Source organism: Corynebacterium renale, from assembly GCF_002563965.1.
Lineage (GTDB): Bacteria > Actinomycetota > Actinomycetes > Mycobacteriales > Mycobacteriaceae > Corynebacterium > Corynebacterium renale.
This window is the reverse complement of the sequence record NZ_PDJF01000001.1, coordinates 1,041,509-1,055,185: the sequence shown is the minus strand read 5'-3', so window position 1 is coordinate 1,055,185 and position 13,677 is coordinate 1,041,509. Positions and strand designations below refer to the sequence as shown.

At 63.8% G+C, this 13,677-nt stretch carries 16 protein-coding genes; 1 reads left to right on the top strand and 15 read right to left on the bottom strand.

Features of this window, described 5'->3' with window-relative positions; genetic code table 11:
• Window positions 1-21: 21 nt before the first annotated feature.
• The 6 genes from ATK06_RS04955 to ATK06_RS04930 form a co-directional block, all read right to left on the bottom strand.
• Window positions 22-1,209 carry a glycoside hydrolase family 76 protein gene (locus tag ATK06_RS04955; protein ID WP_048380917.1) on the bottom strand — a complete coding sequence of 396 codons (1,188 nt, stop codon included), beginning with the start codon at window positions 1,207-1,209 and terminating at the stop codon, window positions 22-24.
• A 76-nt stretch (window positions 1,210-1,285) separates the two neighbouring features.
• Window positions 1,286-1,930: a TrmH family RNA methyltransferase gene (locus ATK06_RS04950; RefSeq protein ID WP_231913551.1), complete on the bottom strand. Its 645-nt coding sequence runs from the start codon at window positions 1,928-1,930 to the stop codon at window positions 1,286-1,288.
• Window positions 1,923-2,468, bottom strand: coding sequence for an orotate phosphoribosyltransferase (gene pyrE, locus ATK06_RS04945; protein ID WP_048380920.1), 546 nt, complete (start codon window positions 2,466-2,468; stop codon window positions 1,923-1,925). Before pyrE ends, ATK06_RS04950 begins: the two co-directional genes overlap by 8 nt.
• 10 nt (window positions 2,469-2,478) lie before the next feature.
• The gene (locus tag ATK06_RS04940; protein WP_143341393.1) at window positions 2,479-3,648 is read right to left on the bottom strand and encodes a type III secretion system chaperone family protein; all 1,170 of its coding nucleotides are present in this window, start codon (window positions 3,646-3,648) and stop codon (window positions 2,479-2,481) included.
• Window positions 3,649-3,682: 34 nt separating this feature from the next.
• Window positions 3,683-4,534, bottom strand: a complete 852-nt coding sequence (locus ATK06_RS04935; protein ID WP_048380927.1) for a sulfurtransferase — start codon at window positions 4,532-4,534, stop codon at window positions 3,683-3,685.
• A gap of 6 nt (window positions 4,535-4,540) precedes the next feature.
• Entirely contained in the window at window positions 4,541-5,680 is a 1,140-nt protein-coding gene (locus ATK06_RS04930; RefSeq protein WP_048380929.1) for a glucose-1-phosphate adenylyltransferase family protein, read from the bottom strand.
• 124 nt (window positions 5,681-5,804) lie between these two features.
• Between ATK06_RS04930 and ATK06_RS04925 the strand changes: the two genes are divergently transcribed.
• A complete protein-coding gene (locus ATK06_RS04925) occupies window positions 5,805-6,203 on the top strand; it encodes a hypothetical protein (RefSeq protein ID WP_048380930.1) in 399 nt (132 codons plus the stop codon).
• Between the two features lie 105 nt (window positions 6,204-6,308).
• Here the strand turns inward: ATK06_RS04925 and ATK06_RS04920 are convergent, their stop codons facing one another.
• From ATK06_RS04920 to ATK06_RS04880, 9 genes are all read right to left on the bottom strand, one after another.
• Window positions 6,309-6,941: an MBL fold metallo-hydrolase gene (locus ATK06_RS04920; RefSeq protein ID WP_048380932.1), complete on the bottom strand. Its 633-nt coding sequence runs from the start codon at window positions 6,939-6,941 to the stop codon at window positions 6,309-6,311.
• A complete protein-coding gene (locus ATK06_RS04915) occupies window positions 6,941-8,035 on the bottom strand; it encodes an S-(hydroxymethyl)mycothiol dehydrogenase (RefSeq protein WP_048380934.1) in 1,095 nt (364 codons plus the stop codon). Before ATK06_RS04915 ends, ATK06_RS04920 begins: the two co-directional genes overlap by 1 nt.
• A 73-nt stretch (window positions 8,036-8,108) precedes the next feature.
• Entirely contained in the window at window positions 8,109-8,876 is a 768-nt protein-coding gene (locus tag ATK06_RS04910; protein ID WP_098388933.1) for an ABC transporter permease, read from the bottom strand.
• On the bottom strand, window positions 8,873-9,829 hold the full coding sequence (locus tag ATK06_RS04905) for an ABC transporter ATP-binding protein (RefSeq protein WP_231913552.1): 957 nt from the start codon (window positions 9,827-9,829) through the stop codon (window positions 8,873-8,875). Before ATK06_RS04905 ends, ATK06_RS04910 begins: the two co-directional genes overlap by 4 nt.
• Complete coding sequence (locus ATK06_RS04900; protein WP_048380936.1) at window positions 9,748-10,611, bottom strand: prenyltransferase; 864 nt, start codon at window positions 10,609-10,611, stop codon at window positions 9,748-9,750. The genes ATK06_RS04905 and ATK06_RS04900 overlap by 82 nt, the downstream gene beginning before the upstream one ends.
• A gap of 3 nt (window positions 10,612-10,614) precedes the next feature.
• On the bottom strand, window positions 10,615-10,998 hold the full coding sequence (locus tag ATK06_RS04895; protein ID WP_231913553.1) for a lycopene cyclase domain-containing protein: 384 nt from the start codon (window positions 10,996-10,998) through the stop codon (window positions 10,615-10,617).
• On the bottom strand, window positions 10,941-11,210 hold the full coding sequence (locus ATK06_RS04890; RefSeq protein ID WP_231913554.1) for a lycopene cyclase domain-containing protein: 270 nt from the start codon (window positions 11,208-11,210) through the stop codon (window positions 10,941-10,943). Before ATK06_RS04890 ends, ATK06_RS04895 begins: the two co-directional genes overlap by 58 nt.
• Before the next feature lie 37 nt (window positions 11,211-11,247).
• The gene (gene crtI / locus ATK06_RS04885) at window positions 11,248-12,813 is read right to left on the bottom strand and encodes a phytoene desaturase family protein (RefSeq protein WP_098388932.1); all 1,566 of its coding nucleotides are present in this window, start codon (window positions 12,811-12,813) and stop codon (window positions 11,248-11,250) included.
• The gene (locus tag ATK06_RS04880) at window positions 12,813-13,658 is read right to left on the bottom strand and encodes a phytoene/squalene synthase family protein (protein ID WP_048381101.1); all 846 of its coding nucleotides are present in this window, start codon (window positions 13,656-13,658) and stop codon (window positions 12,813-12,815) included. Before ATK06_RS04880 ends, crtI begins: the two co-directional genes overlap by 1 nt.
• Window positions 13,659-13,677 lie beyond the last annotated feature (19 nt).

Genomic DNA, 13,677 nt, shown 5'->3' with positions numbered 1-13,677 from the left:
TGCGCTTACCATTATGCCAAACTATTGGAGGTCTTGTGTAACTTTCGCGGCGGCTTCCATAAGCATCCAACCGGACAATTGTACGGAGAGATCGCGTTCGTCGATGCGGATCACGCCGGCAGTTTCCGCAAGTGACCGGGGTCCGAGCCCGTAATTGTGGGGCAGACGTGCGTCTTTGGTCCAGTCTGTAGAGAAAACGGGAAGCCCATCTACCTCGAGTCGGTGGTTCCAGACGCTCTCAGCGGACTGCACCACAAGGCGAGTTGCTAATCGACGCGTCGCCCGGTTCGCCGGCGAGTCGTCGGGAAGCCGGACGGCAACGTCGGCAAGGTAGCGCACCAGGATCCCCTTGAACAGGCCTCCGTCACCCTGCCCCGTATCCCAGTCGATGACACCGTGCGCGTTAGCCATGTAGCTGGCCACTGCCTCGACGATGCTGCGGATGGCCACGATATATTTCATGGAATCGTGTGCCCGTTCAGCGTCGGCGTAGTCTTCGATCTCCTCGCTGGTGTGTAGCCCTGCCTGCTCACGCAGGTGTAGTGCGATCTCTAGGCACGCGCCCAGGGTCACACCCTGGCAGTATGGGTGCAGGTCACGCACGATTTCGGGGCCGTGCATGCGCATGCGCAGGCCGTCCATGACGAGGCCGTCATCGTTGATGAGGTTGTCCAGAATCCAGTCTGTGATCCGGATGGCGTCGTTAAGCCGGCCAGTGCGGGCGAAAAGGATGGCACCCGGCCCGTTGGATGGCACGTTGTAGAACGTTTCGCCCTCCCGCCAGGGCAGCACGCCGGTCAGGGAATCTACGCCGTCGAGGATGTTCTCTTCGAGCCGGTGGGCGCTGCGCGGTTTCTTCAGCTTCGGCATGCCGGTCGCGCGCCCGAGGGCGAGTGCAAGCCAGGCTTTGTCGTCGTAATACTTGTTCTTTGTCAACGGGCCGAGGTTGCGGATCCGCATGCCCTTGAGTGTGTCGTGCAGGCGGTGGCGGCGCCTCTTGGTGGCCCGCCGGGAGTAGGCGTCGAGCTGGCAGTCGATGTAATGCGCCTGCCACCAGTAGTGCCAGCGCACGAACAGTGTTTCGCGGCTGGTCGGCGGCCAGGCGATGACGGCGAGATTCGTGCGCGGGATGCCCCACAGGCGTGAGGCGTGGCGTTCGTTGATAGCCTGTTCAGCGAGGTCAGCGCGGTGAACCCACTTTTCTTGCACGTAATATCCGTCCCGTCTTAACTAAATGTGACTTCTCCCATCATAACGTGACGCGCGAGTTTTGCGTTACACGCTCCTACCAGGCCTGGCCCAAGTCGGCGTGTTGCCGAATCCAGGCGTGCATCGCGATGCCCGCCGCCACACCGGCATTGATTGAACGCGTCGACCCGAACTGGGCAATCGAGCACGTCATCACCGCACCTTGCTGCGCCTCCGGGGTCACACCCGGGCCCTCCTGGCCGAAGAGCAGGAGGCAGTTTTCCGGCAGGGTCGCGGTCTCCAGGGGCACGCTGCCGGGCGTGTTATCAATCGCCACGACCTGCAGCCCGTGCTCCGCCGCCCACGCCAAGACCTCGCCGACGGTGTCGTGGTGCATGAGGTGCTGGTAGCGGTCGGTGACCATCGCGCCACGGCGGTTCCAGCGACGACGTCCCACAATGTGCACCGTATCGACGGCAAACGCATTCGCCGTCCGCACCACGGTGCCAATGTTGGAATCGTTCTCAAAATTTTCGATCGCAATGTGGAGCGGGTGGCGCCGGGTATCGATGTCGGCAACGATCGCCTCACGCGTCCAGTACCGGTAGGCGTCGACCACGTTGCGGGTATCGCCCTCCCGCAGGAGGTCGGGGTCGTAGCGTGGGTCGTCGGGAAGCGGGCCCTCCCAGGGGCCTACCCCATGGCGGCCCTGCCCCCACTCAGTAGGGCCGGGCTCACTCAAGGCCCAAATCCTCCAAGCCGAGCAGGTAACGGTATTCCAGGCCGGCCTCGCGGATGACGTCCTCGGCGCCGGTTGCCCGATCCACCACGGTAGCCACACCCACGACCTCAGCTCCCGCCTCGCGCGCAGCCTGCACGGCGGTCAACGGGGAGTTGCCGGTGGTCGTGGTGTCTTCGACGATGAGCACACGCTTGCCCGCAATATCCGGGCCCTCAATGCGGCGCTGCATGCCGTGCTTCTTGGCCTCCTTGCGGACCACGAAAGCATCAATATCCGTGCCCGCGTGCATAATCGCGGTCGCCACCGGGTCCGCGCCCAGGGTCAGGCCACCGACGGCGTCATAATCCCAGTCGGCGGTGAGTTCGCGCAGGAGCTGGCCGATCAGCGGGGACGCCTCGTGGTGGAGGGTCGCCCGGCGCAGGTCAACGTAGTAGTCGGCCTCCTTGCCGGAGGAGAGGGTCACTTTGCCATGAACAACAGCCAGGCTGCGCACCAGGCCAGCCAGGCGTGCTTTATTTTCCGCGTGCACGTGAATCATGCACCCTACCTTAGCGCTGTGGGTAGTCTTTAAAAATTTCGGAGGTACCCTCCAAATCGCGCACCATCCGTGTCCCTGCCCGCGGGTCCACCTCGCGGGGGCGCTCCCCGATCGCGGCCACATCATCGGCGCCGACCCACCCCTGGCCCACTTCACCGCGGGAGGCGGCCTCACCGCGACGTGGCAAGACCGGGGGTTCCTCTGGGCGCAGCACAGCGGGCTGCGCGGACTCCGGTTCTAGGGCGCGCTCGCCGACCAAAATGGGTGGTGCCGGCGGCAGTGGCCGGCTGGGGTCAAGGTCACTGGTGTCCAGCTCGCGGAATTGGTTCGCGCGCGGCGGGAGGACCCGGAGGGCGTCGGCAAGCAATTTGAGGGGCTCCAGACATGCTTCCCAATCGGCGGGCTCACCCGGGCACTGCGCCACGACCCACCCGTTTTCCGCCCACACGACCGGCACCACGGCAGGCAGGCCGGACAGTGCAGCCTCGACGCGGGCATCGAGGGCCCGCTTTCCGACGCCCTGATCCGTCGCAGCCACCGCGAAACCCTGCACGTCCGCGATGTGAACAAGGTCCGGGTCGGGATCGACGCCGGGGCGGGTGGCTTCGATGATGATGTCGGACTCCGCTCCCCTACGGAAGGCCACGATGGTGGTATCAGCGATGTCGCACACCTGGAATTCCGCGCCCAAGACCACGCCGGATACCACGTCGCGGGGCACCTCATCGCCTACGCGGCGGCCCCACTCCCCCTGCAGGAAATCGTCGGTCTTGTGAAATTCGGCGCCCATGTGCTGGGCCCAGTCGCGGCGCTGCCGGCGCAGGCGCCCGAAGGTCGGCAGCCAATCGCGCTGCGGGGCGTGCTCGGTGTCCGGCGCGGGTTCGGGTTCTGGTTCTGAATCGCGGTCGGCCTCCGGGATGGGGGTCTTCGGGTCGCGGACCGGCACGTTGTTTAGGTCTTGCTCGACTTCCACGTCGAGGGGTTCGGAATCCTCGTACGCCACCGGGGTGTGCGTATCGGGTTCCGGAGTTTCTGGTGGCTCCGGAGGTGCGGGCTCCGAAGTCGCACGCGACTCCGGAGGGGTAGTCGACACGTTTTTATCGCGGGCGTCGGAACGCAGCAGCCACACCCCACCTGCAGCTGCTGCCGCTGCTAGTACTAATGCCACCGTTGCCATCACGGGTACTAGCCTAGCTGTTGATTAGCCCCGATACTTAACCTTGGTACTCGTTGCCACGCTCGACAGGCAGTCCCTTGCGGGCAGCCCACTGGGACCAGCCGCCGACGTAGTGCGCTGCCCCACCGAGTCCGATGTCTTCCATCGCTGCGAGCAGCTGTGCGGAGTGGTTACCGGAACCGGAGTACACGATGATGTTCTTCGGATCCGTATTCAGCGGCACGCCGGCACGCTCGAAGACGGAACGAATCTCACCTGCAGGAAGCAGGACATCATTCTCGTCCTTGATGGCGCGCACTGGCACGTTGATCGCACCCGGGATGTGGCCGGCCTTCAGGTCCAAGGTTTCGCGCTTACCGGCGAAACGGGAAGGCTGGCGGGCGTCGATAAGCACACCATCAAAGTCCACGACCTCCTCCAACGTAGCCACGCGCATCTGGGCGGGCTGCGGGGTCAGGTCGGAAGGAAGTGGCAGGTTACCGGGGCCGCCCATCAGTGGGTTACCGGCGCGGTCCCAGGCTTTCTGGCCGCCGTCGAGGATGCGGACGTGCTCCACACCAGCCCAGCGCAGGATCCACCAGGCGCGCGACGCGAAGAGGCCGTGACCTTCGTCATAGACAACGATTTGACGCTTGGAATGCAGGCCCCACCGGTCAAACCAGCGGGCCAATTGGTCCGCATCTGGAAGCGGGTTACGCCCCTGGCGCGAACCGGGGACGCCAGCCAAAGCCATGGCCGGGTCACAGAACACGGAAGTTGGGATGTGGTGGGACACAAAGCGCCGGTAACCTGCGCCTTCTTCGTTCCCCCACTGGCAGGCAATCAGGGTTTCCCCGTGACCGTCCGCGACGAGGTTTGCAAGCTCTGACACGCCGATGAAATTGCTCATGGTTTCTTATTCTACGTCGCGCGTACCGTCCCCGCTGAGAATTGTAAGGTTCCCTGGGCCGGGCTTCGTTTCGCCGATCCTCTCCGCCGGCACTGCAGCGCCTTCGGCCACGATCACGGACTCTAGGTGGGCGCCGGCCGGGACCGTCGTAGCGCCGGAGACAATACTGTTGGACACCGTGGCACCCGGTTCCACCACGACGTCCGGGCCGATCACGCTGCGGGTGACCTCGCCGCGCACGCTCGCACCCGGCCCCACCAAAGAATCGGTCACACGCGCCGATGGTCCCACGTACGCGGCCTGGGCCTGCTGGTTCGTGCGCCACGGCCAGGACTTCGAGTTCAGGTCCGGGCCCAGCTCGTCGAGCAAGTCCATGTGCGCGGAGAAGTACGCCTGCAGCGTTCCGATGTCACGCCAGTAACCCTCGAGTTCATAGTGCGCGACCTGCTTGTTTTCCACCAGCCACGGCACAATCGTTTCACCGTAGTCGCCTAGGTCCTCGCCGTCGGCGCGGTCGGCTTCGGCGTCGATAGCCTCGCGCAAGGCGGCGACATCGAAGACGAAATCCTCCGTAGCAATCCGGTTCGTGGCCGGGTTTTCCGGCTTGTACACGTAGTTGGTGACCAGGTCACCGTCAGTTTCCACGACCCCGTAGCGCGAAACGTCCTGGTCCAGGACGGTGGTCACCATCGTCAGTGCAGCCGCTTGACGACGGTGCGTCTCCAGCACCTTCCCGTAGTCCAAAGAAAAAATGTGATCCGCCGACGCCACGACCACTTCCTTCACGCCCGCCTTCTCCAAGTCCGGGAGCTGCTGAAACAGTGCGTGCCCATTGCCGGTAGAAAACCCATCCTCCGGAGTTTCTGCCTGCTCCGGCGGGAGGATGCGCAGGCCTGTGAAGGTGCCGTCAAGATCCCACGGCCGGCCCTGCGCAAGGTGGGCGTTGAGCGGATCGGGAAGATACTGCTCCACCAGCCAAATATCGCGGATGCCCGAGTTCGCGAGGTTGTTGAGCACGCAATCGATAATGCGGTGTCCGGCCCCGAAGCGTACGGCGGGTTTCGGGCGGTCGTCGGTGAGCGGGGAAAGGCGACTACCCCGGCCACCAGCCAGGATGAGCGCCACGGTCTTCGTTGGAGTAGTCATAGCCCCACTCTAAGGAAATGTCGCGGGGCGCGCTTTGGTGCTGGGACAAAAAATTACCTATTGTGCTTGATTAATTTCGGTGCAATACTTTGCACACCCCAACCCCGCAGAGAAGGTGAATGTGATGCAAAAACTGACATGGACCGTCGTTGCCATTACAGCCGCATTGAGTTCACTGGGTATGACCGCCGCTTTTACCGCGCTCCTCCACGTATTCTTCGAACGTTCCTTTGCCACGCCAGGCGTGGGCCTGCCTTATGAAGTGTGTGTCGCGGCTCTCGGGATCGCGTTTTCTGCCTTTATTCTCTACTGCGGATTCCTCCTTGTGACGTCATGGAGTAACCGCAAGTTTGCGCTGGCGATCCAGGTGTTTCTCGCAGCGTGCGTCGCCGTATCTGCTCTTTCGACGGCGTGGTTCTTTTTCGCCACCGGGCACGGGGGCCTAATTAATATTCTGTGCCTGCTCTTCGTCTGTCTCGCGGCCACGCTTGGCGTTGGGGTGGCGCGGCAGGTGGGTCACTGAAATCGGCCATTTGGCAGCCGGATTAATTTTATTCATCTAGAAAACGGGAAAAGTGGCTGTCGAATGGCCGGTTTTCGGGACCGCGGTCTAACAGCCCCAACACGCCTAATAGCCGCGCTTGATCCATTCGTCCAAGTGCGGGGCCTCACCTCCGATGGTGGTGTCGTCGCCGTGGCCGGTGTGGACGATGGTGTCGTCGGGAAGCTCGAGGACCTTCGTGCGCAGGGATTCGATGATCGTGTCGAACGAGGCGAAGGAGCGGTCGCCGGTGGCGCCGGGGCCGCCGTTGAACAGGGTGTCGCCGCCGAAGAGTACCCCGTGGTCAGGGGCGTAGAAGACGGTCGAGCCTGGCGAATGGCCGGGGGTGTTCAGGGCGGTGAGGAAGGTGCCGTCGGGAAGCGGGAATTGCTCTTGGTCGGCGATCTCTTCGTAGCCCACCTCAGGGTGGGTCATCTGCCAGAGCATGTCGTCGCCGGGGTGCAGGAAGATGGGGGCGTCGAAGCGCTCGGCCAGCTGCGGGGCGACGGTGACGTGGTCGTTGTGGCCGTGGGTGAGCAATACGCCCAGGACTTTGCGGTCGCCGACGGCCTGGATGATGGGTTCGGCTTCGTGGGCTGCGTCGATGATGTAGCAGGATTCGTCGTCGCCGATGAGCCAGATGTTGTTGTCCACATCCCACTCGCCGCCGTCGAGGGCGAACGTGCCGGACGTGACAACTTTGTCGATACGAATAGTCATTAGAGAACCACCACCGAACGGAGAACTTTACCTGTCTTCATTGTTTCAAAGGCTTCCTCGACCTGGTCGAGGGAAACCCGCTCAGAGACGAACTTGTCCAGCGGGAGCTGCCCGTTTTCAAAGAGTTGGGCGTAGGCCGGGAAGTCGCGTTCTGGCAGGCAGTCGCCGTACCAGGCAGGTTTCAGGGACCCGCCGCGGGAGTAGAAGTCGATTGCCGGCATCTGGATTTCATCGGTCTGGTTGGGCACGCCGACCATGACCATGCGGCCGGCGTGGTCGCGGGAGTAGAACGCCTGGTAGAAGGTGGGCATGATGCCCACGGCGTCGATGGCCACGTCGGTGCCAAAGCCGCCGGTGAGTTCGCGTACCTTCTCCGCGACTTCGTCGACGGACAGGTCCTTGGAGTGGATGGTGTGGGTGGCGCCGAAGTCCTTGGCCCACTGTGTCTTTTGCTCGTCGATGTCCACGGCGATGATCTTGGCGGCTCCGGCCAGCTTTGCGCCGGCGACGGCGGCCATGCCCACGCCACCCAAGCCGAAGACGGCCACGGATTCGCCCAGCTGTATGTCGCCGGTGTTCACCGCGGCGCCCAGGCCGGCCATGATGCCGCAGCCCAGGAGGCCTACGGCGGCGGGGTCGGCGTCGGGGTTGACCTTGGTGCACTGGGCTTCGTGTACCAGGGTCTTTTCTGCGAAGGAACCGATGCCCAGCGCGGCCTCGAGCTCCGTGCCGTCGGGCAGGGTCATGGGTTGGGAGGCGTTGTGGGTGTTGAAGCAGTTCTTGGTGTCGCCCTTGCGGCAGGCGCGGCATTCGCCGCAGACGGCACGCCAGTTCAGGACGACGGTGTCGCCGACCTCGACGTGGGTGACGGCCTCGCCGATAGTTTCCACGATGGCGGTGGATTCGTGCCCGAGGAGGTAGGGGTAGTTGTCGCCGATGTCACCGTTTTTGTAGGACAGGTCGGTGTGGCAGACACCGCAGGTGAGCACCTTGACGACGACGTCGTTAGGCCCTGGATCGGGGATCACAATATCGGTCAGCTGGGTGGGTTCGCCCTTGGCGAAGGCGACCACACCTTTCACAGTTTGGCTCATGGCCCTCCTTTGTTTTTGGTTTGGGGCCCCAGCCTAACTAATAAATTCATCCACTGTTGATAACTGTTTCCAATTATGTGCGCCGTTTGTCACGCCGGCTTAACACCGCACACGCCCCCACGAACAAGCACGCCCACACCAGGCAGTTGACCACGGCGTACCAGAGGGGGTCGTGTACCACGTAGGGGTCGTCGCGAAGCACTTGGTACCCCTCCGAGACCGGGTACCTGGCCAGCGCTCCCGCACCGTACACCGGGGTCAGCCGCCCACCTTCGAGCCAGTCGAGGGGCAAGGGCATGAACAGGTTTCCGGCAAACGCCAGGATGACCACAGAGGTCGACGCCATGGCGACCGTATTTTCATTGGGCACCAGCAGCACCCACGCCAGGCCGTAAAAACCGAAGGGCAGGCACGCCACCACTGCCAGGGCGAATGTGGCCGCCCAATTCTGCGCGGGCATCGACGCCCCGGTCAGCGCGCCAGCCAGGTACACCGCACCGATGGAGAGCACCGCGCGGGCCACGATGATCAGGGCTTGTGCCGCGATAATCTGCGCCGGCCGCATGGGGGTCAGGGCGAGCTGGCGGCCCCAGCCGGAGTGGTTTTCCACGACTGCCGAACTCGCCGCGGACACTGCGGCGGTGATCCCGGCGTAGAGCGCCATACCCACCATGACGAACGCGGTCACGTTCCCGCCGGCGAAACTTTGGCCACCGTAATCTTGCGCCGCCCCGAAGATGAGGTACAGCACCACCGGGAGCAGGACGGAAAAGACCAGGTTGGGCCAGTCTTTTACCACGCGCTTGAGGTTGATCGCCGTAAATGCCAGGACCGCTTTCATCCCTTGTCCTCCGCGAGTGCCCGGAACACGTCATTGAGTGAGGTGGGCGTGATGGTCACATTACTTGCCGACGTCCGCGTGAGCAGCTGCCTGGCCACAGCGTCAGAATCTACCGCGCGCACCTTGTAGGTGTTTTCTCCGGTGCGCTGCGGGTTGAGACCCCAGCCGTCAAGTTCTGCTGGGTCGTGGAGTTCGAATTCGACCACGTTTCCGCCCGCGGCGCGCAGGACCTGCTTCGTCGGGCCGTCGGCAATAATCCGCCCCGCGTTCAGGAAGAGGATTCTGCGGGCGTATTGCTCCGCTTCTTCCAGGTAATGCGTGGTGAAAATGATCGTGGTCCCCTGCTGCGCGCGGGCGTCAATGTCCTGCCAGAACGCACTCCGGGCGGCGGGATCCATACCTGTGGTGGGCTCGTCGAAGATGATCAACTGTGGGTCCGCGAGGAGGGCGAGTGCAAATTTGACGCGCTGCTTCTCCCCGCCGGAGCAGCGGGAAATACGGCGCTTCGCGATCGGGGTCAGCCGGGTATCGTCCAGCACTTCTGCGATGGGCCGCGGGTTGGGATGCGTGGCCGCAATCATGCGCACGGTGTCTTCGACCGTGATGTCGGGCAACAGGCCGCCGGTCTGCAAGATGGCTCCGACGTGCCCGGAACGCACGGCAGCCCGCGGGGTCGTGCCAAAGACCTGGAGGGTTCCGGCGGCGGGGCGGGTGAGGCCGAGGAGGACGTCGATAAGCGTGGTCTTACCAGCGCCGTTGGGCCCCAGGATGGCGATGACCTCACCGGGGTGGACGGCGAAGGAAACCCCGTGCAGCACTGGGGTTGCGCCGAACGATTGCCGCACATCGCGGGCGGCGACGATGGGCTGGCTCACGCGGGTGCCACCGCCCACAACAGTGCCATCGTCACGATGAAGCCCACCACGTAGTTGAGCACGAGGAAGACTTTCCACGCGCGGCGAGTGTCCTCGGCGTGGGCGTCGTCGATGTTCCAGAACCGGGCCGCATTCAGGGCGTAGCCCAGGCCCGCGACCGCGACAACCCAGCCTGGCGACGGCAACGTGAACAGCAGCCCAGCTGCTACGAGGTAGGTGACGGTGACTGCGCGCGTCGTGAAGCGGGCACCCAACTCCGTGGCGATGGAGCTCAAACCGCCCTGGCGGTCGGCGTGAATATCCTGGACCGCGCCAAGCGCGTGAGAGGCCATGCCCCAGAGGAAAAAGGCGCCGATCGCCACCCAGAACGGGGTGGTGACCGCCGGGCCGACCATCGCCGTACCCACCAGCGCGGGGGTGGCAAAGTGCGCCGACGACGTCACCGAATCCAAGACCGGTTTTTCCTTAAACCGCAGGCCCTTGGCCGAATACGCCACCACCGTGAACATGGAGACCACCAGCCACAACGCCGACGCCCACGTCCCGCCGACCAGCAGGGCGACGATAAACGGCACGGTGGTCAGCACCGAGGCCCACAACACTGGCTTATGCCACTTGGGGTGCAACACGGAGCCTTCGAGCCCGCCCTTGCGCGGGTTGCGCATGTCGGACTCGTAGTCGAAGACGTCGTTGATGCCGTAGATCGCGATGTTGTACGGGATGAGGAAGAAAATCGTGCCCACGACCAGTTGCCACGTTATCCCGCCGCCGGCAAACAGGTAGGCGGCCGCGAACGGGAACGCCGTGTTTACCCAACTAATTGGGCGCGACGACGCCAGCACTACGCGTAGAAGTTCCATGTCTTACTCCTTCTCCCGCGGGCGGGGCGATTGCCCCTTCTCTGGCCGCCGCGCCAGCGGTGGCCAGAGCGCGGTGATGATCAGCCCGGCGAAGATTGGATAGAAGAGGTCCTCGATGGGGACCAGTCCCAGGTAGATGCCTAGGTTCTGGTGCTCGCCGTAGGCCACATTGCCGTAGGCGATCATGAGGTTGTCAAAGATGACCGTCAACACCAGCACCACGGCCAGTACGATGCCCACGATGGCACCCTGGCGCGGGTACTTCCGCCACCGGGCCGCGGCAACCACGAATGCGACGATGAGGAATGGTAAAGAAATCAGCAGGTACGTCACCGGGTGCCCACCACCATCCGCGCGCCCGTGGTCAGGTTCAGTAGCAGGTAGCACAGGAAGAAGAGGAAGACCGGTTCTTCGATGGGCATCTCGGGGCCGAGCATGATGCCCGTCATGTAGTCCGCGGTGCCGCGGAAGAACGTGCCCGTGGCAATACCCAGCACATCCCAGACCAGGAACGCCGCCACCAGCACCACGCTGATGATCGCGGCCCGGCACGCGTCAAGGAAGAACGTGAGCTTCCAGCGCCAGTCGCACAGGACCATGCACCCGATCGTCGCAAGCAAGAAAATTAGGTACAGGCTACCCATCGAGTGACTCCATCGGCTCGGTGTCCGTGCGCCCATATACCCGCTTGACCACGTTCTCCGCGGAAATCAGGCACATGGGAACCCCCACGCCGGGGACGGTGGTCTGGCCGGCGTAGTACAGGCCTTCGACCTTCTTTGACTTGTTGGAGCCGCGCAGGAAGGCGGACTGGCGCAGGATGTGCGCCGGCCCGATCGCCCCCGCGGAGAAGGAGAAGTAGCGGCGGGCAAAATCGGCAGGCCCGATGGAACGCTTCACCGTGATCCGGTCCCGGAAATCCGCGATGCCCGCCCAGTCCCCGATCTGGGTGATCGCCTGGTCCACGATCGCCGCCACCTTCGCGCTTTCCTCGTGGCCGTAGGCATCGCCGTGGCCTAGGGATTCGTCCGGGGCAACAGGGATCAAGACGAAGAGGTTTTCATACCCCTCCGGGGCTACCGACGGATCCGTGGCTGAAGGCTTGCACACGTAGATGGAGTACGAGGACCCCTCCGGCCGGGATTCCTGCGGGCCGTCGTAGACGACGGCGAAATCGTCGTCCCACTCCCGGGAGAACATGAGCGTGTGGTGCAAAAGCTCCGGCAGTTCGCCCTGCACGCCAAGCAGTGCCAGGACCACGCCCAAGCCGGGGTCAGTGCGGTTGAAATGGCCTGCGGAATAGGTGCGCAGCTTCTTCGGAAGAAGGTGCGCCTCCGTGTGCTCCAAGTCGCCGGCTGCGACGACGATGTCGGCCTCTAGGGTGGCCGGGTGGCCGTCGTGAAGCATCCGCACCCCGGTGGCCTTCTTGCCGGCGGTGCGGATCTGGGTGACCTCCGCGCCGGTGATAATGCGCGCGCCGTGGGCCCGGGCCAGGCGTTCCAGGGCGCGCACAATGGAGGTGAATCCACCCTGCGGGTACTGCACGCCAAGGTTCAGATCGGTGTGGCTCATGAGGTGGTACATGCTCGGCGCCTTCTTCGGCTGCGAGGACAAGAACACCGCCGGGTACTGCAGAATCTGGCGCAGACGAGGGTCGGTGAAGCGACGATCCACGTAAGACTTCAACGATTCCGTTAGCAGCACAGCCAGCGTGAGCAGGCGCGAGGTCACGTCCTTGTGCAGCAGGGGTTTCACCGCCGCGAACGTGGTGTATAGGAAACGGTCCAGGGCAACCTGGTAGACGTCGGCGGCGCTGTCTAAATACTCGCGAATGGCCGCACCCGCACCCGGTTCGATTGCTTCGAAGAGTTCGGCCACGCGCTCGGTGCCCTGGGGGACGTCGACGGGAGCGAAGCCCTCGGTGTACACGCGGTAGCCCGGGTCCAGCAGCTGCAGATCCAGCTCCGCGGCGGTGGAGGTGCCCATGAGTTCAAAGAAGTGGTCGAAGGCCTCGGGCATGAGGTACCAGGAGGGGCCGGTCTCGAAGCGGAAACCGTCGACGGTGATCTCGTCGGCGCGCCCGCCGACGTGTTGGTTCTTCTCCACGACCGTGACGTCCATCCCGGCGCGCGCCAAAAGACCCGCGGTTGCCAGGCCGGCGACACCTGCCCCGATCACGATTGCTGACTGCGGATTTTTCACTAGTGGGAACCTTTCAAACGAGGCGCCTGCACGACAGCACCCGCAATGATGCGGGCCTTCGTTGTCGACGGGACGCTAATACGATGCTGCTCGAGTTCTGCCACCGGGGTGGCATCGGCGAGTTCCGTGAGCTCTTCAAAGAAGTTCGCCGCCGCGACCACACCCATCCGGGCGCTCAACGGCAGGCGCGGGATCACGGTCCACGCGTGTTCTAGATCGCTGCGAATATCCGCGACGATCGCGTCCTTGTTGTCTTCGGTGAGTGTGGTTTCCGTGCCCGGGAAATACGCGCGCCCCAGTTCGGTGGAGTCTTCGGCGTAGTCGCGCAGGAAGTTAATCTTCTGGAACGCCGCACCCAAGGAACGGGCGCCGGCCTCCAGTTCCGCGTACTCCTCCTCCGCGATCGCGGCGCGGTCCTCCGCGAAGAAGATCGCCAGGCACATGAGGCCGATGACCTCGGCGGAACCGTAAATGTATTCGTCTAAACCCGTGGCGTCGTAGGTGGACTTATGCAGGTCAGTTCTCATCGAGCGGAAGAAACCGGCCAGGTGGGCGTCGTCAAGCTGGCAGCGGCGGGCCGTCTGCGCGAACGCATGAATCACCGGGTCAGTGTGGAAACGGTGCAGTGGCGACTGGCGGACTTGCTGCTCGTAGGTGTCTAGGAGCTTATCGACGTCCCCGTGGCCCGCCTGATCCGCCGTGCCGTCCACGATCTCGTCGGCGATGCGCACCACCGCGTAGAGGTTGCGGATATCGCGGCGCACCCGGGGCGCAAGCAGCTGGGTGGCCAGGCCGAAACTTGTGGAATAGTTCGCAATCACCTCATTGGCGGCACGGTCTGCCATGTGGTCATAGCGGGTGAGG